Source organism: Streptomyces durocortorensis (genome assembly GCF_031760065.1).
In the GTDB taxonomy this organism is placed as follows: Bacteria; Actinomycetota; Actinomycetes; order Streptomycetales; family Streptomycetaceae; genus Streptomyces.
Genome location: NZ_CP134500.1, coordinates 2853177 through 2876742, shown reverse-complemented (window position 1 = coordinate 2876742; position 23566 = coordinate 2853177). Strand labels below are relative to the sequence as shown.

At 71.7% G+C, this 23566-nt stretch carries 17 protein-coding genes and 1 tRNA gene; 10 read left to right on the top strand and 8 right to left on the bottom strand.

Annotation, left to right across the window (positions count from 1 at the left end; all coding sequences use genetic code 11):
• Positions 1–103: 103 nt before the first annotated feature.
• From RI138_RS12625 to RI138_RS12615, 3 genes are all read left to right on the top strand, one after another.
• Positions 104–2524: a serine hydrolase gene (locus tag RI138_RS12625; protein WP_398862879.1), complete on the top strand. Its 2421-nt coding sequence runs from the start codon at positions 104–106 to the stop codon at positions 2522–2524.
• A gap of 183 nt (positions 2525–2707) precedes the next feature.
• A complete protein-coding gene (locus RI138_RS12620; protein WP_311119998.1) occupies positions 2708–4690 on the top strand; it encodes an MFS transporter in 1983 nt (660 codons plus the stop codon).
• 138 nt (positions 4691–4828) lie between these two features.
• The gene (locus RI138_RS12615; protein WP_311122870.1) at positions 4829–5680 is read left to right on the top strand and encodes an adhesin; all 852 of its coding nucleotides are present in this window, start codon (positions 4829–4831) and stop codon (positions 5678–5680) included.
• Between the two features lie 60 nt (positions 5681–5740).
• Here RI138_RS12615 and RI138_RS12610 read toward each other — a convergent pair whose 3' ends face one another.
• The gene (locus RI138_RS12610; RefSeq protein WP_311119997.1) at positions 5741–6580 is read right to left on the bottom strand and encodes an ATP-grasp domain-containing protein; all 840 of its coding nucleotides are present in this window, start codon (positions 6578–6580) and stop codon (positions 5741–5743) included.
• 127 nt (positions 6581–6707) lie between these two features.
• Between RI138_RS12610 and RI138_RS12605 the strand changes: the two genes are divergently transcribed.
• A complete protein-coding gene (locus RI138_RS12605; protein WP_311119996.1) occupies positions 6708–7595 on the top strand; it encodes an aminoglycoside phosphotransferase family protein in 888 nt (295 codons plus the stop codon).
• Between the two features lie 190 nt (positions 7596–7785).
• Here RI138_RS12605 and RI138_RS12600 read toward each other — a convergent pair.
• Both RI138_RS12600 and RI138_RS12595 read right to left on the bottom strand, forming a co-directional pair.
• Positions 7786–7858 (bottom strand) — tRNA-Arg (locus tag RI138_RS12600).
• Between the two features lie 332 nt (positions 7859–8190).
• Positions 8191–9639: an alanine/glycine:cation symporter family protein gene (locus RI138_RS12595; protein WP_311119995.1), complete on the bottom strand. Its 1449-nt coding sequence runs from the start codon at positions 9637–9639 to the stop codon at positions 8191–8193.
• A gap of 558 nt (positions 9640–10197) precedes the next feature.
• On the opposite strand from RI138_RS12595, the gene RI138_RS12590 reads away from it, so the two are divergent.
• On the top strand, positions 10198–12066 hold the full coding sequence (locus RI138_RS12590) for a class I adenylate-forming enzyme family protein (protein WP_311119994.1): 1869 nt from the start codon (positions 10198–10200) through the stop codon (positions 12064–12066).
• On the opposite strand, the gene RI138_RS12585 is transcribed toward RI138_RS12590, so the two are convergent.
• Positions 12053–13330, bottom strand: a complete 1278-nt coding sequence (locus RI138_RS12585) for a M6 family metalloprotease domain-containing protein (protein WP_311119993.1) — start codon at positions 13328–13330, stop codon at positions 12053–12055. The two genes, RI138_RS12590 and RI138_RS12585, sit on opposite strands and share 14 nt — an antisense overlap.
• Positions 13331–13621: 291 nt before the next feature.
• Here RI138_RS12585 and RI138_RS12580 point away from each other — a divergent pair, with 291 nt between their 5' ends.
• Positions 13622–14320 carry a TetR/AcrR family transcriptional regulator gene (locus RI138_RS12580; protein WP_311119992.1) on the top strand — a complete coding sequence of 233 codons (699 nt, stop codon included), beginning with the start codon at positions 13622–13624 and terminating at the stop codon, positions 14318–14320.
• Between the two features lie 201 nt (positions 14321–14521).
• Positions 14522–16090: an MFS transporter gene (locus RI138_RS12575; protein WP_311119991.1), complete on the top strand. Its 1569-nt coding sequence runs from the start codon at positions 14522–14524 to the stop codon at positions 16088–16090.
• Positions 16091–16137: 47 nt separating this feature from the next.
• On the opposite strand, the gene RI138_RS12570 is transcribed toward RI138_RS12575, so the two are convergent.
• Positions 16138–16650 carry a MarR family winged helix-turn-helix transcriptional regulator gene (locus RI138_RS12570; protein ID WP_179500093.1) on the bottom strand — a complete coding sequence of 171 codons (513 nt, stop codon included), beginning with the start codon at positions 16648–16650 and terminating at the stop codon, positions 16138–16140.
• Between the two features lie 227 nt (positions 16651–16877).
• Between RI138_RS12570 and RI138_RS12565 the strand changes: the two genes are divergently transcribed.
• Positions 16878–17660 (top strand): dioxygenase family protein, encoded by a 783-nt coding sequence (locus RI138_RS12565; protein WP_311119990.1) that lies wholly within the window; start codon positions 16878–16880, stop codon positions 17658–17660.
• 81 nt (positions 17661–17741) lie between these two features.
• Here RI138_RS12565 and RI138_RS12560 read toward each other — a convergent pair whose 3' ends face one another.
• Both RI138_RS12560 and RI138_RS12555 read right to left on the bottom strand, forming a co-directional pair.
• On the bottom strand, positions 17742–18785 hold the full coding sequence (locus RI138_RS12560; RefSeq protein ID WP_311119989.1) for a questin oxidase family protein: 1044 nt from the start codon (positions 18783–18785) through the stop codon (positions 17742–17744).
• Positions 18786–18998: 213 nt separating this feature from the next.
• Positions 18999–19184 carry a hypothetical protein gene (locus tag RI138_RS12555; protein WP_311119988.1) on the bottom strand — a complete coding sequence of 62 codons (186 nt, stop codon included), beginning with the start codon at positions 19182–19184 and terminating at the stop codon, positions 18999–19001.
• 351 nt (positions 19185–19535) lie between these two features.
• Between RI138_RS12555 and RI138_RS12550 the strand changes: the two genes are divergently transcribed.
• Positions 19536–20537, top strand: a complete 1002-nt coding sequence (locus RI138_RS12550) for a sigma-70 family RNA polymerase sigma factor (RefSeq protein ID WP_096627088.1) — start codon at positions 19536–19538, stop codon at positions 20535–20537.
• A gap of 128 nt (positions 20538–20665) precedes the next feature.
• Here the strand turns inward: RI138_RS12550 and RI138_RS12545 are convergent, their stop codons facing one another.
• On the bottom strand, positions 20666–21766 hold the full coding sequence (locus RI138_RS12545) for a helix-turn-helix transcriptional regulator (protein ID WP_311119987.1): 1101 nt from the start codon (positions 21764–21766) through the stop codon (positions 20666–20668).
• Positions 21767–21827: 61 nt separating this feature from the next.
• Here RI138_RS12545 and RI138_RS12540 point away from each other — a divergent pair, with 61 nt between their 5' ends.
• Positions 21828–23378 (top strand): DHA2 family efflux MFS transporter permease subunit, encoded by a 1551-nt coding sequence (locus RI138_RS12540; RefSeq protein ID WP_398862871.1) that lies wholly within the window; start codon positions 21828–21830, stop codon positions 23376–23378.
• Positions 23379–23566 lie beyond the last annotated feature (188 nt).

Below are 23566 nucleotides of genomic sequence, written 5' to 3'. Positions count from 1 at the left end.
CACATTCATCTGTCGAGAGCGCCTGACTGCTTTGTACGGGAACCAGTAGCTATGTCGTTCCCGTCTAGCAGCTCGGCCAGGGGTTCACACAGGACACTGGTAGATGGTTCGGACTGCGCGGGGTGGCCCCGCAGGGTATGAGGAGGCATCGGTGGCGGGCGAGTCCCCCGACAAAACGGAGCAGCAGAAGTCGTCGGGGACGGCTGCGGAGGAACCCGACCCGCGCTTCGCCGTGTTCCGTGACCCCGGAGCGGACGGGGGCGCGGAAGCGGATGCAGGCGTGGGTGGGGCTTCCGGTGTGACGTCCGATACGGCGACCGCGGTCTTCCGCCCCCGGCTTCCTGAGGGCGCCGCCGTGAGCGAGCCCGCGGCGAAGCCCGAGCCGCAGGCGGCCGTCACGGCCTCTGGGGAGGCTGCCGAGCCTCCGGAGGGCCCGGAAGTCCCGAAGGGCCGGGAGGCCGCCGGGAGTGAGCCTGAGAGCGGTTCCAAGGGCGGTTCCAAGGGCGGTTCCGAGGCGGAGGCCGAGCCCGGGGATGTGCGGCTGCGCGCCGCAGTGGCCGCGTGGGTCGATGCCGCTGCGGAGGACGAGCCTGCGGAGGACGCGGATGCGGATGCGGGTACGGGTACGGGTGCTGAGGGGGGTAAGAAGCCCGAGGCCAAGCCCGCCGCCGAGGCGGAGCCCAAGGACGCGCCGAAGCGGAAGGCTGAGGACGAATCCACGGGTGACGCAGCCCCCGGCACCGGCTCCGACCTGCGAGGAATCGATCAGCCCACTGCCGTCTTCAAGGCGGTCAAGGCGGCCAAGGCGCCTGATCGGGTCGACCAGGCGACGACCGCGCTGAAGCTCCCGCCGAGCGAAAGCAAGGCCGGTGACAAGCCCGCAGACAGCAAGCCCGCGGACGGCAAGCCCGCAGACGACGAGCCTGCCGGTGACAAGCCCGCGGACGGCAAGCCCGAGAGCGCCGCCGAGCGCACGAGCACCTTCGTGCCGCTGCGCTCCGACGACGTACGTTCCGCTCCCGCGCCCCGCAAGCCGGAGCCCGAGCCATCCGGGACGTCCGAGGCGACCGGGACGTCCGAGGCGTCCACCATGTCCGGGGCGTCAGGTACGTCCGGGGCATCCGTGACCTCCGGCGCGTCCGCCAGTGCCCCCGGGGCGGGCCCGTCGACCTCCGGCGCGTCCGCCGCGCCGTCCTGGGTCACGGCCGAGCGGACCCGGCAGCAGCCGTTGCCGCCGAAGCCGCCGCTCGACCTGCTCGCCGAGCTGACGAACACCCCGCCGCCCCCGGAGACCTCGGTCCGCAATGCGGTCCGCCGGGTCAAGATCTGGACCCCGTTGGTCCTCCTCCTGCTGATCGTCTTTGCGATCGTGCAGGTGATGCGCCCGATGCCGGAGCCCGAGCTGAAGCTGACGGCGAAGCCGACGTACACCTTCGAGGGCGGCGCGACGGAGCTGTCCTGGCCGGGCCAGGGGCAGTCGGCCGTGATGGTGGACGGCGTGGGATCGCTCGGTTCCGAGGGGGCGCAGAAGTCGGCCCCGATCGCCAGCGTCGCGAAGGTCATGACCGCCTATGTGATCCTCAAGGAGCACCCGCTCAAGGGCGACGAGGAGGGCGAGACGATCACCGTCGACCAGCAGGCGGAGGACGAGTCCAAGCGCCCCGACGAGTCGACGGCCCCACTGACCAAGGGACAGCAACTCACCCAGCGGCAGCTGCTCCAGCTGCTGATGATCCCCTCGGGGAACAACGCGGCACGGTTGCTCGCCCGTTGGGACGCCGGCTCCGAGGACGCGTTCATCGACAAGATGAACGACGCGGCCAAGGAGCTCGGGATGACCGGGTCGACGTACACCGACCCGAGCGGACTGGAGAAGACCACCGTTTCCACCGCCGGCGACCAGCTGAAACTGGCGCAGGCGGTCATGCGCAACGACGTCTTCCGTGAGGTCGTGGACATGCCGCAGGTCGAGATCGAGGGCATAGACGGCAAGATCTACAACAACAACACGCTCCTGCTGGAGCCGGGCGTGAGCGGCATCAAGACCGGGTCCTCCACCCCGGCGGGCGGCAACCTGCTCTGGTCGGCGAACACCGTGGTCGACGGCAAGACGCTGTGGATCTACGGAGCGGTCATGGGCCAGCAGGCCGGTACCGGACGGCTCTACGACAGCCTGACGCTGTCCCTGACCAACAGCCTGAAGCTGATCAAGAGCGCGCAGGAGGCCCCCACCTCCGCCACGGTGGTGAAGAAGGGTGACGTCGTCGGGTATGTGGACAACGGCTACGGCGGACAGGCCCCGGTGGTCGCCACCAAGAACCTGAAGGCGGTCGGCTGGTCCGGGCTGAAGGTCGAGCTGAAGGTCACCGGCAACGGCAAGGGCATCGACCACGGTGCGAAGGCCGGGAGCGAGGTCGGCATGGTGACCGTCGGTACGGGCACCGGAAAGGTCACGGCGCCGGTGGCGCTCCGCAGCGACCTGCCCGAGCCGGCCTTCGGCGACAAGCTGACCAGGATCGGCTGAAACCCCTGGGTGGGAAACCCCGGGTGGGGAGGGGTGAGCGGCGCCCGGTCGGCGGCGTCCGCCCCTCCGCTCCTATGACAGGGATACGTGTCGGAGGTACGTGTTAGCGTCCCCGGACAACTCAAGGACGCCGGGACGCGTCTTTGGTGAGGTACGGGGCCGGCGGAGACGGGGAGAGCCGTAGTGACCACCGCGGAGCCGAGACCCGGCCGTGAGGCGGGCGACACCACTGGGTACGGCACCACCGGTGCCGGGGTCGGTGACAGTGCCGGGTCCGGTACCAGTGCCGGGGACGAGGCTGCCCTGCACGTCCGCGTGCCGTCCCCCCGTGCCCCGGAGCCCCCGGGGCCCCGGGAATCCTCACCCGGCGGGCATGCCGGGCCTGCCGAATCCCCGGCGGAACCCGACGCCCCCGCCGTACCCGTAACCCCCGGTCGGTTGCCGTCCGGCCGGGTGCGGCGGCTGCTGCGGCACCCTGTCACCGTCGCGACGGCGTTGGCCGCCGTCGCGCACCTCCTCTGGTTCTTCTTCTTCGCCAACACCGGCGGCGACATCGCGGCGCAGGACGCCTGGGCCGAGTTCGTCGGACGGCACCCCGGAACCGCGTACAACCTCGCCTGGTACGGGGGCATGCACCCCGTCTCGTACAGCGTGGTCTCGCCCTACGTGATGTCCCTGCTCGGCGTCCGTACGACGATGATGATCGTCGGTACGGTCTCCTCCGCGCTGACCGCGCTGATCCTGGTCCGGGTCCCGGCGGTCCGCAATCCGCTGGTCTGCTCGCTCGCCGGGGTCTTCGCCTTCCTGTGCAACGCGCTGTCGGGCCGGGTGACGTTCGGGCTCGGCATGATGTTCGCGGTCGGTGCGGTGGCGGCGGTGTTCTGCTGGCCGTACCGGTGGCGCTACAAGCGGTGGGCCAAGGCCGCCGTCGCCGCCCCGCTCGCCGGACTCGCGACGGCGTCCAGCCCTGTCGCCGGGCTGTTCCTCGGGGTCGTGGCGGCGGCGCTGTTCCTGCACAAACGGCGCCCGGGGGCGTACGCGATCGGGCTCGCCCCGGTCGCCGTGGTCGGGCTGTCCGCCTGGCTGTTCCCGTTCTCCGGTACGCAGCCGATGTCGCTCGGGACGGTTTCGCTGCCGTTGCTCTTCGCGGTCCTCGTCTTCGTCCTCGTACCGCGCGACTGGAGCACGGTCCGCACCGCCGCCGCCGTCTACGGGCTCGGCACGGTGCTCACGTACTTCATCGACTCGCAGATCGGGTCGAACATCACCCGCATGGCGATGCTGTTCGCCGGGGTGGCGCTGCTCGCCGCCCTGCCGTACGCGGTGCCGCGCAGCCGCCGCTGGTACGCCCTGGTCCTGGCGTTCGCCGGGCTCAACTTCTGGATCGGTTTCAAGAGCGTCGACGACATCGTCCGTACCGCCCCCGCCGCGTCCTGGAACCGCGAACTGGCCCCGCTGGTCAACCAGCTCCAGCAGGTGAAGGCCGAGCGCGGCCGGGTCGAGGTCGTGCCCGCGAGCAGCCACCGCGAGGCCTCGGCGCTCGCCCCGTACGTCAACCTGGCGCGCGGCTGGAACCGCCAGGCGGACATGAAGCGCAACCCGCTCTTCTACGACGACACCCTGGACCCGGTGAACTACCGGGAGTGGCTGGACCGGTGGGCCGTGCACTACGTGGTGCTGCCCAAGGACCGGCCGGACGGCACGGGGGCCGTTCAGGAAGCGGAGCTGATCGAGCGGGGGCAGCCCTACCTGCGCCAGATCTGGGGCGACGCGAACTGGAAGCTCTTCCGGGTCCTGGACCCGGTGCCGCTCGCAGACCCGCCCGCGACGGTGGAGCGGGCGGGCGCGGGCGAGCTGACGATCACCGTGAAGTCGGCGGGCCGGGTGCTGATCCGTATCCCGTACACGCGCTGGCTCGCCCTCGTCGACGAGGACGGCAAGAGTGTGGAGCGCCCGCAGGAGACCGAGGAGTCGAAGGAACGGTCGCAGGCGGACGAGACCGCGCCGAAGACGTATCTCAACACCCACGGCTGCCTGAACAAGGTCGAGGAAGGCCCCTACGGCGACGAGTGGACGGAGCTGCTCGCGCCGCGGCCGGGCGTGTACCGGCTGGCGGCCCCGTACCAGCTCCAGCCGGGCACACCCTGCCCGGAAGAGCTGAGCTGACTGAACGTCAGCCTGCGCGTGTAGGGGGCATCGTGCGCGAGCCCTCCCTCTGCGGGCGGCAGCCTGGCAAGGTGTCCTGCCATGAAGGCGACAAGGTGCCCGTACTGCGGCGGTGGACAACGGGGCGCGTTGCCCGGAATGGTCTGTCCCGACTGCGGAGTGGGAGCGCCCCGGTCGGCGGCCGCGGAGGGCTCCTGGATCGCCACGGAGACCCTGGCCGGCCGCATCTCCACCCTGCCCCGGCGGCGCAAGGCCCTGCTGGCGGCGGGGATCGTGGTGGCCGCCGGGGGGCTGGTCGCCGGCGCTACCCTTCTGACGCCCTGGGCCGCGCGGGGCGGTGGCGGCGACAGCGACAGCCGTACGGACGCGGCGGGCCGGGCGGGCGCGCTGCCCGACCGGGTCGGCGGCGCGGCCCCGACCCGGATCGGCGCGGGAGCGGATGATGCGGGAGCGGTTCCCGCACCCGACCCGGCGGACGGCCACCGCTTCTCGCAGTGGGCGGGGCCCGGCTGTACGACCGGTACGTACCGGGAGCACGGCCGCTTCGAGAAGGGCGACGCGGGCTGGTACACGGTCGAGGCGGGCGGTTTCACCGGTGACGGGTGCGACGGCCGGTTCAGCGCCGTCCCCATGTCGGGCACCCCGACCGAGGACGCGGGCTCCACGGCGACCTGGTCCTGGCGGCCGGGCGAGGGTTTCCGGACCTGCGCGCTGACCGTCTTCGTCCCCGACAGCGGCCGCGCCCGGGACGCCGCCGGGGCCCCGACCGTCTACCGCGTGCTCTCCGACCCGGACGACCCGGACTCCGCGTACACCGGTTTCACGGTGCTCCAGACCGAGCACCGGGGAATCGCGGTCCCGGTGGGCGACTACCCGGTCAAGGGGGACGTCTTCGCCGTACAGCTCATCGACCGGGGCCGGGACTGGGGCGACGCGGACCGGGTCGGGGCGCACCACGGGTCGGGGCAGATGAGGGCGGCCTGCCGCTGAGCCGGGCTGAGCTGTGCTGGGACGGGCTCGGCTGTGCTGAGCTGTGCCGCTGAGCGTGCCCTATCGCGTTTCGGCCCGTACAAAGGCGCGGTCGTGCGGCGAGAGGGCTGCGGCGGGTCCGGCCGCCCGCAGTACGGTGTCCAGGGCCCGGTCCCGGTCGGCGTCGTAACATCCGCTCGCCCAGGCCGCGTTGGCCTCGACCACGGCCCACCGGCCCTCGTCGTCCCGGCCGACGTCGACGACGACGGCGGAGGGCAGGGAACCCCCGGCGGCCGCGAGGACGTCCCGCCCGAAGGCGAGCGCGTCGGCGTCGGCGGGGCCGAGCCGCAGCCTGCCGCCTTCGGCGTACCGACCGGCCGTGTGGACGGCCCCGTCGAGCAGATGGAGCCGGTACTCGGCGGCGAACGCCAGCACGTCGCTCACCAGCACCACGGTCGCCGGGTTCACGGCATCGGGTCCGGGCAGCCGACTCCCGTCCGCGTAAACGAGCGCAGAAATGCTCTTGTCGTTGGGCGACTTGACGAACGCGGGGCGCCGCAGCCGGTACGCCTCGCGGATGGGTACCGCCCGGATCTCGCGCAGGGTCAGCGCACGGGGGAGCCGGGCGAGCCAGTCAGCGGGGGCTTCCAGGAGGGCGATCCCGAGCGCGGGGGCCACGGCGTCGGCGAAGGAGGGCCCGGCGTGCAGATGGACGGCACGCTCTGTCCCCTGTCCTGTTCCCTGCCCTGTTTCCCGTCCCGTCCCCTGTTCCGTCTCCGGTTGCCCCGCCAGCTCCTCGGGGACCGCGAACCGGGGGCACTCCAGGATCCGCAGCCCGCGCCGGAGCGCCGTGTCGCGCAATGCCCGAGCGGAGGCGGTGAGCCGGGGTGGAAGGACGAGGGTGCGCGGTAGGTCGGTCACGGTCGCCGATCCTCCCGTACGGACGGGGGAGTGGCCCACCGGGTTTCCGGCGGACCGGGTTCTCGGGTTCCCCGGGCGCGGACCGAAACGTGTTGTGCGCGCCCGGAGCGGCTGGTTTCATCAACCGATGAGTCACATCACCACCGCACCGTCGCTCGTACGAGGCCTGATCGCCGCCCAGTTCCCGCAGTGGGCGGACCTGCCCGTGGAGGCCGTCGACGCGAGCGGGACCGCGAACGCGATCTACCGCCTGGGCGCCGACAAGTCCGTGCGGCTGCCCCGTACCGAAGGCGGCGCGGCCGACGTGGCGACGGAGCACCGTTGGCTGCCCCGGCTGGCCCCGCACCTGCCCTTCCCCGTTCCGGTCCCGCTGGCCCAGGGGGCCCCGGGCGAGGGTTTCCCCCGGGCGTGGTCGGTGTGCGGCTGGCTGGAGGGCGCCAACCCGCGCCCCGGGGACGGCTCTTCGGCCTCGGAGCTGCTCGCGGCGGACCTGGCGGAGTTCGTGCGCGCCCTGCGCCGGATCGACCCCGCCGACGCCCCGCCCGCTTACCGCAGCGAAGCCCTGGCCTCCCGTGACGCTGAGACCCGCGAGGCGCTCGCGGCCCTGGACGGTGTCCTGGACGCGAAGGCCGTCGCCACGGCCTGGGAAGAGGCGCTGGCCGCCCCCGCTTTCACGGACCGGCCCGTCTGGGTGCACGGGGACCTCCAGCCCGGCAACGTCCTGGTCGCGGACGGCCGCCTCACCGCGGTCATCGACTTCGACTGCCTGGGCCTGGCCGACCCGGCCGTCGACCTGATCGCGGCCTGGTACCTGCTGACCGCGGACGCCAGGGAGACGTTCCGTACGGCGGTGGGCGCCGACGAGGCGACCTGGGCGCGGGGGCGCGGCTGGGCCCTGTCCATCGCGCTGATGGAGCTCGCGCATTACAGGACGACGAACCCGGTGATGGCGGGGATCGCGGCGCACGTGATCGACGAGGTGCTTGCCGCGGGGCGCGGGAACCGCCGGGGGTGAGTCACAGTGACCGGAGGCACTGCTCACCCGCTTCCGTGATCCGCATGGCGTTGTTCGGGGCACGAGGTCACGTGCTCAGTGCGTGACAGCACGTCTGAGAGCGTGAGCAGGACGGCGGCCAACGGAGAAGGGCCAGGCTGGGCATGTGCCCTGACCTGGCCCTTCTTGGTGTTCGTGCTGGTGGAGAGTGTGCCCCCGGCAGGATTCGAACCTGCGACACCCGCTTTAGGAGAGCGGTGCTCTATCCCCTGAGCTACGAAGGCGGGGGCTTGCCGAAAACCGTGCCGGAATCCCCAGGGGGGAATGCCGGGCGGAGTGAGGCAAACGCCCTGGTCATGCGACCCCGTGGCGGTGCCGCGGTAGGGATCCGGAAGGACACTTTCCCGAGCAGGCGCACTGGAGGTCGACTGACCGCTGACAGCCTAGCGGATAGGGATTGCGGAGGTCGCCCCCGTTGCCACTGTGCGCCGCGACACCTTCGTGCCGCGGCACGACACGGTCCCGGGATTCGGGCCCGGCCTCCGAACGCCCGAGGGCGGCACCCCTCCCGGGATGCCGCCCTTCGACGCGTACGGTCGCGCGGGGCGCGTCCGCGTCAGAGCGAGCCGACCGGCATCCGCTCCTGCGGTGTGGCGTCCTGGTCCGACGTGCCCCAGCACTCCACATCGCCGCGCAGGCCCGGAACCCGGTCCTTGCGGAAGACCGGGTCGAGGCCTTGACGGCGCTGGGCCAGGTAGTCGTCGAGGAGGCGGAAGGCAACCGCACTGAGGGGGATGATCGCGATCAGGTTGACCAGGGCCATCGCGCCCATCGTGACGTCCGCGAGGCTCCAGACCAGCGGGACGGAGCCGATCGCGCCGAGGACGGCGCAGGCGATGACCATCGCACGGTACGAGCTCATCACGCTCTTGCTGCGGGTGATGAACTGGATGTTGGACTCGCCGTAGTAGTAGTTACCGATCATGGAGCTGAAGGCGACCATGAAGACCACCAGGGTCAGCAGGTGACCGGCCCAGTCGCCGAGCGCGCTGGTGAAGGCGGCCTGCGTGACGTCCGCGCCGCCGCGCTCACCGAGGGTCGGGTTGGCGGAGAGGATCACGAGGGCGGTCATGGTGCAGATGACCAGGGTGTCGAAGTAGACGCCGAGGGTCTGGACCAGGCCCTGCTTGACCGGGTGCGTGGTCTCCGCGGCCGCGGCGGCGTTCGGGGCGGAACCCATGCCCGCCTCGTTGGAGAACATGCCGCGCCGCACGCCCTGCAGGATCGCCGTACCCACGGCGCCGCCCGCGACCTCGCGGAAGCCGAAGGCGCCGCCGATGATGTCGCCGAGTATGCCCGGCACGTTGCCGAGGTTGAGGAGCACGATGACCAGGCCGGTCAGCAGGTAGATCCCGGCCATCACCGGGATGATGACCTTGGTGACGGCCGTCAGGCGCTTCACGCCGAAGAACACCGCGAGCGCGAGCAGCCCGGCGAGCACGACGCCGAGGACGGGATTGAACCAGGAGGCGTCCGAGCCGAAGGAGCCCTTCGTGGCCACCGTGATCGTGTTGGACTGCACCGCGGTCAGCACGAACCCGAACGTCAGCGTGATCAGAACGGCGAAGACCACGCCGAGCCAGCGCATTCCGAGCGCCTTCTGCATGTAGTAGGCCGGGCCGCCTCGGTACGTACCGGGCTCGGCGTCGCGCACCTTGTACAGCTGGGCCAGGACCGACTCGACGAACGCCGAGGCACCGCCGACCAGGGCCATCACCCACATCCAGAAGACGGCTCCGGGGCCGCCCATGGTGATCGCGGTGGCCACGCCGGCGATGTTGCCGGTGCCGATCCGCGCGGCGGCGGAGATGGTGAAGGCGCCGAAGGGGCTGACGCCGGACTGCGGCTTGTCCCTGAAGACCCGGAACATTTCCGGGATCAGGCGGATCTGCACGCCCTTGGAGCGCAGCGTGAACCAGACGCCGGCGACGGCGACCAGCGGAATCAGCAGGTATGTCCAGAAGACGTCGTTGAACTCGACGACCCAGGTTTCCAACGTGCCCATGCGGATGTTCCCGGTTCCTTGTGAGTCGGGGAATCGGCCCGGTCTCTGCGTGCGCGTACAGGTCGTGTACGGAGCGGAGGGTTGGGCCGGACGGCGCGGAGCCGAATACTCCGTAAACGACAGGACTGTAGGCCGGTGGGACCGCCCCTGCCTATGGCCCCCGAAAGTGGTCTATCTCATATAAGCCCGATATGTGCGGGAAACTCCTGGTCGCGGCCGTCGTCAGAGCTGGTCGACGACACCCGTTCCGCGGGTACGGGCATGGTGTGGCGGGTGGGTCAGGGCCTCCGCGTACTTCCGCGCACTTCGGGGTGGCTGAGGTGAGGTCGCCCACGCGGCCGGACATGGTCGCGGTCGCGTCACTGACTTCCCCGACGCGCTCGCCGCGGACCCGGCAGGCTCCTCCGCGAGGGCAACCGCAGGCCGTGGACGGGCGCCGTCGAGTCCGTCGGGGACGGCAGCGGCCGCTGCGGCTCCACCTCGGCCTTGGCGCTGCGGCGCCGTACGCATAGCGTCACGGGTACCAGCCAGCAAGCGCCAGTGCGAGAGAGGCCGCCCGTGCCGCACACCCGCCCGTCCCCGGAACCAGGCTCCGAAGGCGCCGCAGCCCGCGCGGAATGCGCCGAGCGCGCTGCCCGAGCCGCGCGCGTCGCTGCCGCACTCACCGCGCCCGGCGCCCCCTTCGCCGTGGTGCGGGGTGAGCGGGGGGTGCTGGAGTACGCCGACGGGCCCCGCACGCTCCGGGAGTTCGTGGAGGCCACCTGGGCCTTCGGGGACGCGCCGTTCCTGATCGCGGGGGAGCGGACGTACACGTACGGGGAGTTCTTCGCCGCCGCCTCAGCCCTGGCCGTCCGGCTGCACGAGCGGTACGGGCTGCGCCCTGGTGACCGGGCCGTCGTCGCGATGCGGAACCACCCCGAGTGGCAGATCGCCTTCTGGGCCGCCCAGCTGGCCGGTCTCGTCGCCGTACCGCTCAACGCCTGGTGGACCGAGGGCGAGTTCACCCACGTCCTCGACGACTGCGGGCCCGGGGTGCTCCTCGTTGACGGGGAGCGGCTCGGGCGGGTCGCGGGCTGGGCGCGGCGGACCGGGACGCGTGTCGTTCTCTTCCACGGCTCCCACGCGGAGGGGAGTACGGAGGGGAGTGGGGCCGAGGGGCTGCGCGTCGAGCGGTACGAGGACTTCCCCGCCCCCGATCCGCTGGCCGCGCCGCCCGACGTGGTGCCCCGGCCCGAGGACGACGCCACGGTCCTCTACACCTCGGGCACCACCGGCCGCCCCAAGGGCGCTGTGGCCACCCATCTCGCCCAGGCCGGGGCCGCGCTCAACTCCCGCTACCAGGCGGCGGCCTCCGCCCTGGCGCGGGGAGTCATCCCCGGGCAGGGGGCCGCCCCGGTCTCCCTGATGACGTTCCCCTTCTTCCACGTCGCCGCGTTCACCGGGTTCTACGGGGTGATGGCCGCGGGCGGCACCCTCGTCCTGATGCACCGGTGGGACGCGGACGAGGCGCTGCGCCTGATCCGTACGCACCGCGTCACGCACTTCTCCGGTGTCCCCACCACCGGGCTCCGACTGCTGGAGGCCGCCGAGCGGACGGGGGCGGGCGACGAGCTGGAGAGCCTCACCCTGTTCAGCACCGGAGGCGCCGCCGCCCCGCCCGCCCTGGTCGCCCGGCTCACCGCCCGGTACGGCGAGCGCGTCGAGCCCCGTACCGGTTACGGACTGACCGAGACCAGCGGCGGGGTCCTCGCGCACAACGGGGCCGACTACCGCGCCGAGCCCGGTGGCGCGGGCCGCCCGACCCCGGTCACCGAGACGCGGGTCGCCGGTCCTTCGGGCGAGGAGCTGCCCGACGGTGAGCCGGGCGAGTTGTGGCTGCGCGGCCAGTCGCTGTTCCGCGGCTACTGGCGCGACGCGGCGGCGACCGAGGAGGCCTTCGCCGACGGCGGCTGGTTCCGTACGGGGGATCTCGCCGTACGGAACGAGGGGCGGGTCAGCGTCGTCGACCGGATCAAGGACGTGGTGATCCGGGGCGGCGAGAACGTGTACGGCGCCGAGGTCGAGGGCGTCCTGCACGACCATCCCGACGTGTGCGACGCGGCCGTCCTCGGTGTCCCGCACCCGGTGCTGGGGGAGGAGGTGGCCGCCGTCGTCCGCCCGCGCACCGGGTCCCGGGTCACCGGCGAGGCCCTGCGGGCGCACGTCGGGCGCTCGCTCGCCGCGTTCAAGGTGCCTACGCGGGTGCTGCTCACCGACGAGCCGCTCCCGCGCAACGCCACCGGCAAGCTCCTCAAGCACGAGCTCCGGGGCCGGTTCGCGGGGTCCGGCTCAGGGGAAGGGTTCGCGGGGCCAGGTACCGGCTCCGACCCCGGCCCCGACCCCGGCCCCGAACCCGATCAGTCCCCCGCGCCGCTCACGGACGTGTGACCCGCACCCGGTAGTTGCCGCGGTCGTCCTCGTCGAGCACGGATATCCGTACGCCGTTGGCCCGGTCGGTGAACGTCTGGCCGGGGCGGAACGGTGCGTCCGACAGTTCGGCGTGGACGTTCGGCCGCCGGGTGCAGCCGCCGCTGTCCTCGGTGGCGTCGGCGACGGAGACCGGCCCCTGGCCCGTGTCCACATCGGAGCTCACCTTGTAGATCAGCACCCCGGGACGGCAGACCGCGTCGTCGTTGCCGCCTGCCGTGCGTACCTCCACGGCGTAGCCGGACTGGGTGCTCAGCGGGACGAAGGCGAGCTTGGTGCCGCCCTCGGTGGCCAGCGGGCCGAGCGTGTGCTCGCTGACGCCGGGCTGCGAGGCGCAGCTGATCTGCTCGTTGTCGAGCCAGCCCAGCTTCCACTTGTGCCAGGCCAGGAAGTCGTTGTTGGCGCCCCAGTCCTCGGACATGATGTCCCAGTGTCCGACCGAGCCCCCGCCCTCCATCGTGTAGAGGTCGGGCAGCCCGAAGACATGGCCGTTCTCGTGCGGCAGGACGCGGTAGCCGGTCTCGGCGAACGAACCCGATCCGTCGTCCTGGCGGCTGTAGACGAAGGACGTGTTGGAGAGCGGGACGCCGTCGGCGGTCGGGGCGTCGTCGTTGCCGGAGAAGGTCACCGAGAGCACGGTGTCCAGAGCGGAGGGCCCGGCGTTCGGGGTGACCAGGATGTTGACCAGGTCGTACGCGGAGAAGTCGACCTCCGGGTCGGCGGCCGCGACGATGTCCTTGACCAGCTGGCGGTAGCCCGGCTCGAACGGTGAGCCGCGCTCTATCCCGTACTCCGTGAACGGCAGCGGCATCCGCAGCCAGTCCTTGAGGGGGGCCTCGGGGCGGTAGACGAGGCGGCCGTAGGAGCTGGTCGCGAACCAGTCGGAGGTCTGCGGGAAGAACTCCGCGAACCGGTCCATCGCCGGTTCGGCGCCCTCCGCGTCCGGGAAGTCGATCATCAGGTTGAGCGCCCTGACGTCGCCGGTCGACCGGGTGTAACCGGGCGGGGTCGGCATGCCCTCGGACATCTGCACACCCATGACCGCGGAGATCCGGCAGGGCGCGAGCGCGGAGTCCGGGGACGTGGCCGCCGGACCCGCCGAGGCGCGACCGCCCGTCGGGAGGGTGGTGCTCGCCGATGCCATGGCCGCTATGACCAGGGCGGTCGCCCCGGCCAGGGCGACCGGGCGGCGGTGTCTGCGTATGCGGTGGCGAGGCTGCTGCATAGAGGCGCCTTCGGGGTCCGCGGCAGTCGGCCGACCTGACTGCGCTCTGGCGATCAGCCTGTGCCGGGCGGTCCGGGGGCGCTCGCTGGGTGCGCCGATCGGAGGTTTTTCCTCGTCAGGTGATGTGACTCAGGTCACATGCGATGAGGGAAATAAGTGGGGAGCTACTCCCCGTTTGCATACGTGTCCCCACTAACCGGGGAATCGGTCCCCGGTTACGCGAGGGGGCCGACCGGCTGCACAGAGGCAGCGGAGTCGCTGGTAACGGGAAGCAAAGGGAGGGCTGTCGTCGTGAACTGCGTGGCCGAGAACGTCGCTGAGACCGTCACCGAGGGCGCCGCCGAGAACACCGCACCGGCAGCACAGTGCCGTTCGTCCCGCCCGCGGGCCGACGCGCTGCGCAACCGCGAGCGGATCGTGAGCGCCGCGCGCGAGCTCTTCGTCGAGTTCGGGCCCGAGGTGCCGCTCGACGACGTCGCCCGGCGGGCCGGCGTCGGCAACGCCACGCTCTACCGCAACTTCCCCGACCGGTCCGCCCTCATCCACGAGGTCGTCCTCGCGGTCACCTCCCGTACCACCAGCCGGGCCGAAGAGGCCGTCGCCGCCGAGGCCGACCCGTTCGCCGCGCTCAGCCGTTTCGTGCACGCGGCCGCCGACGAACGGATCGGCGCCCTGTGCCCGATGCTCTCCGGCGTCTTCGACCAGGATCACCCCGACCTGCTCGCCGAGCGCCGACGCCTCGAAGAGGCCGTCGGGGGGCTCGTGAGGCGCGCCATGTCCGCGGGGCGGCTGCGTGCCGACATCGGCGTCGGTGACGTATTCGTCGTCCTCTCCCAGCTCACCCGGCCGCTCCCCGGCATCGCCTGCCAGGGCATCGACCGGTTCACCCACCGCCATCTGCAGCTTTTCCTGGACGGACTGGAAGCCCCGGCCCGCTCCGAACTGCCCGGATCGGCCGCCACTTTGGAGGATCTGCGGCGCCGCCCCTGACGCCCGCCCCGAACTGAACCTTCCGGTCCCGCTTCTCCTCGCCTGAACACAGCCTCGTACGTCCACGTCCACGTCCACGTCCGCGTCCACGTCACGTACCGGCAGCCCACGTAACCGTCGCGTGTACGGCACAGCCCGTACCGACGACGCTCGCCTCATGACGCCCTCGGCGCCTTCATACGTCCTTAGGTGGCTACACCCATGTCGAAAACGGCCGACACCGCACTTCCCGATCCCAGCCGACTTCCCGATCCCGGCCGACTTCCCGATCCCGGGCGCTGGAAGGCGCTGGCCTTCATCGCGCTCGCCCAGCTGATGGTCGTCCTCGACGCCACCATCGTGAACATCGCACTGCCCTCCGCCCAGGCCGACCTGGGCATCTCCGACGGCAACAAGCAGTGGGTCATCACGGCCTACGCACTCGCCTTCGGCGGGCTCCTCCTCTTCGGCGGCCGGATCGCCGACCTCTGGGGCCGTAGGCGCACCTTCGTCGTCGGACTGATCGGCTTCGCGCTGGCCTCCGCGCTCGGCGGGGCGGCCCAGAACGAGGCGATGATGTTCGGCTCTCGGGCCCTCCAGGGTGTCTTCGGCGCCCTGCTCGCCCCGGCCGCCCTCTCCCTGCTCGCCGTGATGTTCACCGACGCCAAGGAGCGTGCCAAGGCCTTCGGTATCTACGGGGCCATCGCCGGTGGCGGTGGCGCGGTCGGGCTGATCCTCGGCGGCTTCCTCACCGAGTACCTGAACTGGCGCTGGACGTTCTTCGTCAACATCCCGTTCGCCGTCGTCGCCGCCGCGGGCGCGTACTTCGTCATCCGCGAGCCGTCCGGCACCCGCAACCGCGCGTCGCTCGACATCCCCGGCGTCGTCCTCTCCACGCTCGGCCTGGTCGCCCTGGTCTACGGCTTCACCCGCGCCGAGTCGGCCGGCTGGTCGGACGGGCTGACCGTCACCATGTTCATCGCCTCCGCCGTCCTCCTGATCGCCTTCGTCGTGACGGAGGCGTTGGTGAAGTCCCCGCTGCTGCCGCTGCGCGTGCTCACCGAGCGCAACCGGGGCGGGGTCTACCTCTCGCTGGGTCTCGCGATCATCGCGATGTTCGGGCTGTTCCTCTTCCTGACCTACTACCTCCAGGTCGTGAAGGGCTACTCCCCGGTCACGACCGGGTTCGCGTTCCTCCCGATGATCGCGGGCATGATCATCGGCTCCACCCAGATCGGTACCCGGCTGATGACCCGGGTTCCGCCGCGCCTGCTGATGGGCCCCGGCTTCCTGGTCGCCGCGACCGGCATGCTGCTGCTGACCCAGCTGGACCTGAACACCAGCTACGCGGCGGTCATCCTGCCCGGCCAGCTGCTGCTCGGCCTCGGTATGGGTACGGCGTTCATGCCCGCCATGTCCCTGGCCACGCACGGCATCGAGCCGCGTGACGCGGGGGTGGCCTCCGCGATGGTCAACACCTCGCAGCAGGTCGGCGGCGCCATCGGCACCGCTCTGCTGAACACCATCGCCGCCAGCGCCACCACCGCGTACGTCGCCGACCACGCGGCCCGCGCCACGGACCCGGAGCTCCTGGAGCTCCAGGCCATGGTCAGCGGCTTCTCCGCCGCGATCTGGTGGGCGGTCGGCATCCTGGTCGCCGCCTCCGCGATCGCGGCCGTCCTGATCAACACCGGCCGCCCGGGGGCGGGTCCGGGCGGTGCGTCCGGCGGCGACGCCGAGGGTGCCGACGGTGCTGAGGACGAGTTCCGGATCCCGGTCGTCGCCCACTGACGCCGTACGGCACCGGGAACGTCGCCCCTCTGCCCTGGTTCCGCCGCTCAGCGGAGCCAGGGCAGATCCGCGTCCGGGCCCTCCGGTTCCAGGCCGGTGGCGAGCACCCGCATGATCTCCCCGAGGCTGCGCACCTGCTCGGGCGTGAGCCGGTCGAACATCGCCTGCCGTACGGCGTCGACATGGCCAGGCGCCGAGCGTCGGAGCATCGCGTACCCGTCGTCCGTGAGGACCGCGTTCTGGCCCCGCTTGTCGGAGGGGCAGTCCTCGCGGCGCACCCAGCCGTTCTTCTCCAGCCGGGCGATGGCGTGCGAGAGCCGGGAGCGGGTGATCTTGGCGTTCCGGGCGAGTTCCGTCATCCGCATCCGGCGCCGGGGCGCCTGGGAGAGCTGGACGAGCAGTCCGTAGTAGATGTGCGGCATGCCGGCGTCGCGCTGGAGCTGGCGATCGAGGTGATCCTCCAGCAGCGTGGTGGCATGCAGATAAGCGCGCCAGACGCGCTGCTCCTCGTCGGTGAGCCAGCGCGTCGCGCTGGTGGATGCCGTGGTCATGGACTCCACTGTACGACCTTTTCTTGAAAGTTTAACTAGATAGGGCTAAGGTCTCCGGAGGTGGGAACTTGAAGTTTCAAGATCCCTGGGATGCCTGAGGGATTCCTGTCGGAGAAGGAATCCCGCGGGACTCCGGCGGAGTTCCGCAGGGCCCCTGGACAACGATCCCCCGGATGACCTAGGGAAACCACGCTCGGACGAACTCGTCCCGAGTCCTGTGGATGGGAGTGAGTGCCATGACAGCCACCGCGGAGCGCATGCCCGCCCTCTATCTCTCGCACGGCGCCCCGCCGCTGGCCGACGACCCCGTCTGGCCCGGCCAGCTCGCCGCCTGGTCCGCCGCCCTGCCCTGCCCGCGCGCGATCCTCATGGTCTCCGCGCACTGGGAGGAGGCGCCGCTCGCACTCGGGGCCACCGAGACCGTGCCGCTCGTGTACGACTTCTGGGGCTTCCCCGAGCACTACTACCGGGTGCGGTACGGAGCCCCCGGCGCCCCGCGGCTCGCCGACAGCGTCCGGGGGCTCCTGCGCGGCGCCGGTACGCCGGTCCAGGACATTCCGGACCGGGGACTCGACCACGGGGCCTACGTACCGCTGGTGGAGATGTTCCCGGACGCCGACATCCCCGTACTCCAGATCTCCCTGCCGACGCTCGACCCGCAGAAGCTGATGGACGTCGGGCGCAAGCTCGCCCCGCTGCGCGACGAGGGCGTGCTCATCGTGGGCAGCGGCTTCTTCACCCACAACCTGGCCGCCCTGCGGCACACCGGCGGCGGCGTCCCCGGCTGGTCGGCGGAGTTCGACGACTGGGGCGACCGCGCACTGCGGGCGCAGGACATCGACGCGCTGCTCGACTTCGAGCACACGTCACCCGCCGGGAAGCTGGCCCACCCCCGCACCGAGCACTTCGCCCCGCTGTTCGTGACGCTCGGCGCGGCCGAGGACGAGCTGGACAGGGGGCGGAGCGTCATCGACGGCTTCTGGATGGGACTGGCGAAGCGCTCGGTGCAGTTCGGCTGATCCGGCGCAGTCCGGCTGCCCCGGTGCGGTGAGGGGCGGTGCTGTGCGGTTCGGCTGAGGGGCCGGGGGAGCTTGAGGGTCTCAGAAGACCGGTGTGTTCAGCTCGATCGAGCGCAGGGCGGCGACGAACGCGGTCCTATCGCCGACGTCCAGCGCCGTGTCGACGAACTTGATGGTGTGGTCGTCCCCGTGCGCCGCCGCCCGGGCGAACAGCTCCTCCGCGTCCGTAGCGCCCTGGGCCCCGGGAGTGCGAGCGGGGGCATCGAGGGAACTGTCGCGGAGAGGGGGCGCGTAGGCGGCGGTAACCGCCGCGCTCGCCGCCCAGGCCGCCCCCAGGCTCGGCCCCCACAGGGCCCGGGGGAGCGCGGGCAGGGTCCGGAGCACCGCGTTGGGCGCGGTCGCCGCGTGGACCAGCATCACCGGCTCACCGTGCCCGTGGGTGGCGTACCGGTGGGTGGCAGCCCGGACCAGCTCACGGAGTGCGGAGCGGGCCTCCTCCGGCTCGGCGGGCTCCTGCCCCGGCCAGTGGGGGAGGCCGGTCAGCTGCGCGAACCGGGCCAGGATGCCGCCGCTCGGATCGGGCACCAGCGGAACCCGGTCCAGGGCAGCCGCCGCGCTCGGGGCCGGGTCGAGGAGTTCCAGGGCCGGCAGCGGCTGGTGGCGGGCGGCCCAGTAGCCGAGCCCGTGGGCCAGCTCCCGTACGCGCGGCGCGGTCTCCTCGCCCGCCAGCAGGGTCCGTACGGAGTGGCCCACCCGGATCACCGGATGCGTGGCACCCGCCGCGATACCGGGCAGCAGCCGGGGCCACCACTCCGCCAGGACATCACGCCAGGGGCGGTCGGCCGTCTCCCGTTCGAAGTACACCGTCCAGTCGGCGACGCGACGGGGATCGCCCAGCGCCTCGCGCCAGTTCCGCACGGTCACCGGGGCTGCGCTGCCCGGCATCTCCTCCAGCTTGGGGCCGTAGCGGTCCAGCCATCGCTGCACCACCGGTGCCTGACCGTGCCGCACCAGGGCCTCCACGGCCATCGGCGCGTGATTGCTCAGCCAGCCGTCGCGCTCCGGCCCCGAGGCGTGGAGGCGCTCCAGAGCTTCGTCGAGGGTGCCCGTGGTGTCGTCGTCCATGCCGATCACGCTCCCGTGGTGTCGTCCGTGCGGGCCGCTGAGTGGGCCACTGTGTGCGGGCCGCATCGTGCGGGTCACTCCGTGCGGGGCACTTCCTGCCTGTCACTCCGCGCGGGGCACTCTGCCCGTCACTCCGCGCCCGTCACGCCGTGCCTGTTGCTTCGTGGCGGTCACGCTAGGGCGGCGCAGGACCCGACGGAACGGGCCGGGGCCCTAGGACTTCGGGCCGAGCTCGTGCTCGTACCAGGGCGCGTCCCCGTGCCGGCCGAACGTCCGGCCCACCGTGTCGGGGCCGCAGTGGACGCTCGGCTCGATGGAGGCGTCGTAGGCCAACTTGGGGCGGACGGCGGCTGCTGGTGGCGTACCCCGGGACGCGGTGGCCGTGGGCGTCCCGGGCAACCAGAAGGCGGTGCGGTCCGTCTTCCGGGTGGGAGCGCAGCCACGGGAGCCGCTGCTCCGGAGTGAGGGGGGCGAGGAGTGAAGGGGGCCGTGCCGAATGTGAGCGCGGTCTCATGGGCGTAGCGGTTGCAGATCTCGGTCCCGGGCACCGGAACTGCTTCGGTACCGGTTCTGACCTGCACGTCCATGCGCATCTCCGGCGTGCCGCCTCCTGGTGGGGCCGAACAGGGTACTGCATGATCGCGAAAATGAATGCGTGGCATGGGAATTCTGTCCGGATTCCAGTCGTTGTTTCCATCGGATGCAGGGCACCCGAGAGGGTGTCGCGACCTACTCAGCAAGGGAGCACGCATGGCAACCCGTGCCGTCGCCCGTCGTACGTCCGCCACTTCCGGTGGGACCGACCGGGCAAGCAGTGTTCGCGCCGTGGGCGGGGAAATCGCCGATCGCGACCTGGTCGGCATGTACCTGGACGAGATCGCCCGCACACCGCTGCTCGACGCCGCCAAGGAGGTCGACCTCTCCCAGACCATAGAGGCGGGCGTGTACGCCCAGAAGATCCTCGACGGCGAGGTGGAGAGCGACGCGGGCGGGGCGAAGCGCGAAGAGCTGGAGGCGCTGGTCGCCGAGGGCGAGCGCGCCAAGGACATATTCATCCGTTCCAACCTCCGACTCGTCGTCGCCGTGGCCCGCCGCTACCCGCGCGCGGGGCTCCCCCTGCTCGACCTGATCCAGGAGGGCAACGCCGGCCTGGTCCGCGCGGTCGAGAAGTTCGACTACGCCAAGGGCTTCAAGTTCTCCACGTATGCCACCTGGTGGATCCGGCAGGCCATCACCCGGTCCATCGCCGACCAGTCCCGCACGATCCGGCTCCCCGTCCACCTGGTGGAGGAGCTCGGCCGGATCCGCCGGGTCCAGCGCGAGTTCAACCGCGAGCACGGGCGCGACCCGGAGCACGCGGAGATAGCCGCCGAGCTCGACTCCAACGCCGAGCGCGTCGGCAACGTCCTGGACTGGGCCCGCGACCCGGTCAGCCTCAACATGTCCGTGGACGACGACGGCGACACCCAGTTCGGCGACCTGCTGGAGGACACCTCCGCCGTCTCGCCCGAGCAGTCCGTGATGACCCTGCTCCGCAGCGAGGAGCTGGAGGACCTGATCGGCAAGCTCGACAACCGGACGGCCTCGATCATCAAGATGAGGTACGGCATCGAGGACGGCCGTGAGCGGACCCTGACCGAAGTGGGCAAGCAGCACGGCCTCACACGGGAGCGGATCCGCCAGATCGAGAAGCACGCACTCCTCGAATTGAAGCGAATGGCTCACGACACGGGCTTTGACGCTGCGGCGTGAGCCAATAACCCGTAATCTCCCCATCAAGCCGGTTCGCACCGGCCGACCGACCGGGTCTTTCCGGTCACCCGACCGGTTTTCCCCGGTCCCTGAGCTGAGCCCCGGCGCCCACCCCCCGGCGCCGGGGCTCATCCCTGTTCCGGGGCGTCTCCCCGTTCCGGGGCGTCGCTCCGCATCGGGTGTGCGGGCGGGTGCCTGGCGGCGCGGGTCAGCCGGGTGCCCAGGTTCTCCAGATACGCCACCAGCTGCGGCGGCCCCGCCACGGAGAACTCGCAGTCCACGAGCGCCAGCCGCAGCGCCACCCACTCCAGCGAATCGGTGCACGAGGCCCGCAGCCGGCATCCGCCCTCCCCGTCCGGCTCCGGCGCACCGAGCGTCGTGGGCAGCCGCGCCGCCACGAACTCCGCCGGAGCGCCGAACCGCACGTCCAGGCGCAGCTCCGGCTGCATCCGCCGCATCGACCGGGCCAGGAACCTCGCCGCGTCCCCCTCGCCGTTCGGTTCCTTGCCATGGCCGCCGTCCGCCCGGCCGCCGCCGCCATTGCCGCCACCGTCCGGGCCGCCCTCCACCGGCAGCGGCCGCGGGGCGAACCTGGCACCCGTCGCGAACGGCTCGCCGACCCGGTCCACCCGGAACGTCCGCCAGTCCTCCCTGCCCAGGTCGTACGCCACCAGATACCAGCGCTGCCCGGTGCTCACCAGCCGGTACGGCTCGACCTGCCGCTTCGTCCGGGTGCCGTCCCCGCTGCGGTACGCGAACCTCAGCCGCTCCCGCCCGGTCGCCGCCGAGGCCAGCGTCGTCAGGGTCCGCGGGTCGATGGTGGAACCGTCGCCCCTGGTCAGCGGCACCGTGGCGGTCTGGAGCGCGGAGACCCGGTGCCGCAGCCGCGAGGGCAGCACCTGCTCCAGCTTCGCCAGTGCCCGTACGGAGGCCTCGTCGACGCCCTCGATGGCGTGCCCCGCCCCGGCCCGCAGTCCCACCGCGATGGCCACCGCCTCCTCGTCGTCCAGCAGCAGAGGCGGCATGGCGGCGCCCGCGACCAGGCGATAGCCGCCCACCGAACCGCGCGAGGCCTCGACCGGGTAGCCCAGGTCCCGCAGCCGGTCGATATCGCGGCGGATCGTGCGCGGACTGACGTCGAGGCGGTCGGCCAGCTCCCCGCCCGGCCACTCGCGCGGGGTCTGGAGGAGCGACAGCAACTTCAGCAGGCGTGCCGGGGTATCGGACATGACGCCAGGGTGCCGGATCATCAGGTCATGACCTGACCTAATGGGCACTTATGTTCTTCCCATGCCTTCTTCCGCACCCCCGCCGTCCGCGGCGTCGCCCCTCGCGGCATCCACCGCCCCCGCACCGCCCGCACCCCCCGCACCGGTGAGAACAGCGGTCGCACCCGCGCCCGCCCCCGCCGACCGGCGGCGCTGGTTCGCGCTCGCCATCGTGATGACCGCGGCCTTCATGGACCTGGTCGACGTCACGATCGTCAACATCGCGATCCCCAGCATCACGCGCGACACCGGGGCCTCCGTCTCCGCGATCCAGTGGATCACCGCCGGATACGCCCTCGCGTTCGCGGCCGGGCTGATCACGGGCGGCCGGCTCGGCGACATCTACGGGCGCAAGCGGCTCTTCCTCATCGGCATCGGCGGATTCACCGTGGCCTCGGCCCTGTGCGGTTTCGCGGGCAGCCCGGAGATACTCGTCGCCGCCCGCATCCTTCAGGGCGGCACGGCCGCGCTGATGGTGCCGCAGGTGCTGTCGATCGTGCACGCCACCTTCCCGGCGCACGAACGCGGCAAGGTCTTCGGCCTCTTCGGCGCGGTCGTCGGGCTCGGGGCGGTCTCCGGGCCGCTGCTGGGCGCACTGCTCACCGAGTGGGACCTCTTCGGGCTCGGCTGGCGGCCGATCTTCCTGATCAACCTGCCCGTCGGCATCGCCGGACTGGTCCTCGGCGCGAAGTTCATCACCGAGTCCAAGGCCCCCAAGGCGGTCCGCCTGGACCTGGTGGGCGTCGTCCTGGTCACGCTGGCCATGCTGATGCTCATCTACCCGCTCACCCGCGGCCACGAGCTGGACTGGCCGGTGTGGGGCCATGTGTCGATGGTGGGCAGCCTGTTCGTCTTCGGGGCCCTCGTCGTGCACCAGCGGCAGAAGGCGCTGACCGACGGCTCGCCGCTGGTCGAGCTGTCCCTGTTCCGGGTCAAGAGCTTCGCCGCGGGGATCGCCGTGCAGCTCACCTTCGGCATCGGCCTCGGCATCTTCTTCCTGGTCTGGACCCTCTACATGCAGATGGGCCTCGGCTGGAGCGTGCTGCGCGCGGGCACGACGGGCATCCCGTTCTCCATCGCCGTCTCGGTGGCCGCCGGGATCTCCGTACAGAAGCTCGTACCCCGCTTCGGCCGCAAGGTCCTCCAGGCCGGCGCGCTCCTCATGATCGCCGGGCTGCTGATCTACCTCTGGGAGGCCGAGCACTACGGCATGGCCATCACCCCCTGGCAGATGGCGGTGCCGCTGGTCGTCATGGGCATCGGGATGGGCCTGATCGTGGCCCCGCTGACCGACGCGATCCTCTCCGAAGTGCCCAAGGAACACGCCGGTTCGGCATCCGGGCTGATCAACACCGTGCAGCAGATGGGGACGGCACTCGGCCTCGGCCTCGTGTCCGTCGTGTTCTTCGGCGCGATCGGAGACCGCCTGGCCCCCGAGGCGATCGGCCCGGCCTTCGTCGACGCCTTCCAGCAGTCGCTGCGGTGGGTCGCCGGAGTACTCGCGGTGATCTTCCTGGTGATGTTCGCGCTGCCCGCCCGACCGCGCGCCCATGCGGAGGCGGACGCGAACTGACGGCGGGGGCGGACGCTGACTGCCCGGTGAAGGCTGACGCGAACCGCCCCGCGCGGACGGCGGCCCCGGCTCCGGTCCCGGCGACGACTCGCCGGGACCGGAGCCGGGACGGTAGCCGGGTCCGTAGCTGGGGCAGGGGCGTAGCTGGGGCCGTATCTGCTGACCGGGTTCGACGAGTCGTCGTTGAG

Bases quoted from the DNA above. Each gene is read 5' to 3' on its own strand.
- RI138_RS12565 (WP_311119990.1), top strand. From the start codon at position 16,878: ATGACAGCCACCGCGGAGCGCATGCCCGCCCTCTATCTCTCGCACGGC.
- RI138_RS12615 (WP_311122870.1), top strand. From the start codon at position 4,829: ATGGTCTGTCCCGACTGCGGAGTGGGAGCGCCCCGGTCGGCGGCCGCG.
- RI138_RS12550 (WP_096627088.1), top strand. From the start codon at position 19,536: ATGGCAACCCGTGCCGTCGCCCGTCGTACGTCCGCCACTTCCGGTGGG.
- RI138_RS12595 (WP_311119995.1), bottom strand. From the start codon at position 9,639: ATGGGCACGTTGGAAACCTGGGTCGTCGAGTTCAACGACGTCTTCTGG.
- RI138_RS12560 (WP_311119989.1), bottom strand. From the start codon at position 18,785: ATGGACGACGACACCACGGGCACCCTCGACGAAGCTCTGGAGCGCCTC.
- RI138_RS12540 (WP_398862871.1), top strand. From the start codon at position 21,828: ATGCCTTCTTCCGCACCCCCGCCGTCCGCGGCGTCGCCCCTCGCGGCA.
- RI138_RS12545 (WP_311119987.1), bottom strand. From the start codon at position 21,766: ATGTCCGATACCCCGGCACGCCTGCTGAAGTTGCTGTCGCTCCTCCAG.
- RI138_RS12585 (WP_311119993.1), bottom strand. From the start codon at position 13,330: ATGCAGCAGCCTCGCCACCGCATACGCAGACACCGCCGCCCGGTCGCC.
- RI138_RS12625 (WP_398862879.1), top strand. From the start codon at position 104: ATGGTTCGGACTGCGCGGGGTGGCCCCGCAGGGTATGAGGAGGCATCG.
- RI138_RS12605 (WP_311119996.1), top strand. From the start codon at position 6,708: ATGAGTCACATCACCACCGCACCGTCGCTCGTACGAGGCCTGATCGCC.
- RI138_RS12575 (WP_311119991.1), top strand. From the start codon at position 14,522: ATGTCGAAAACGGCCGACACCGCACTTCCCGATCCCAGCCGACTTCCC.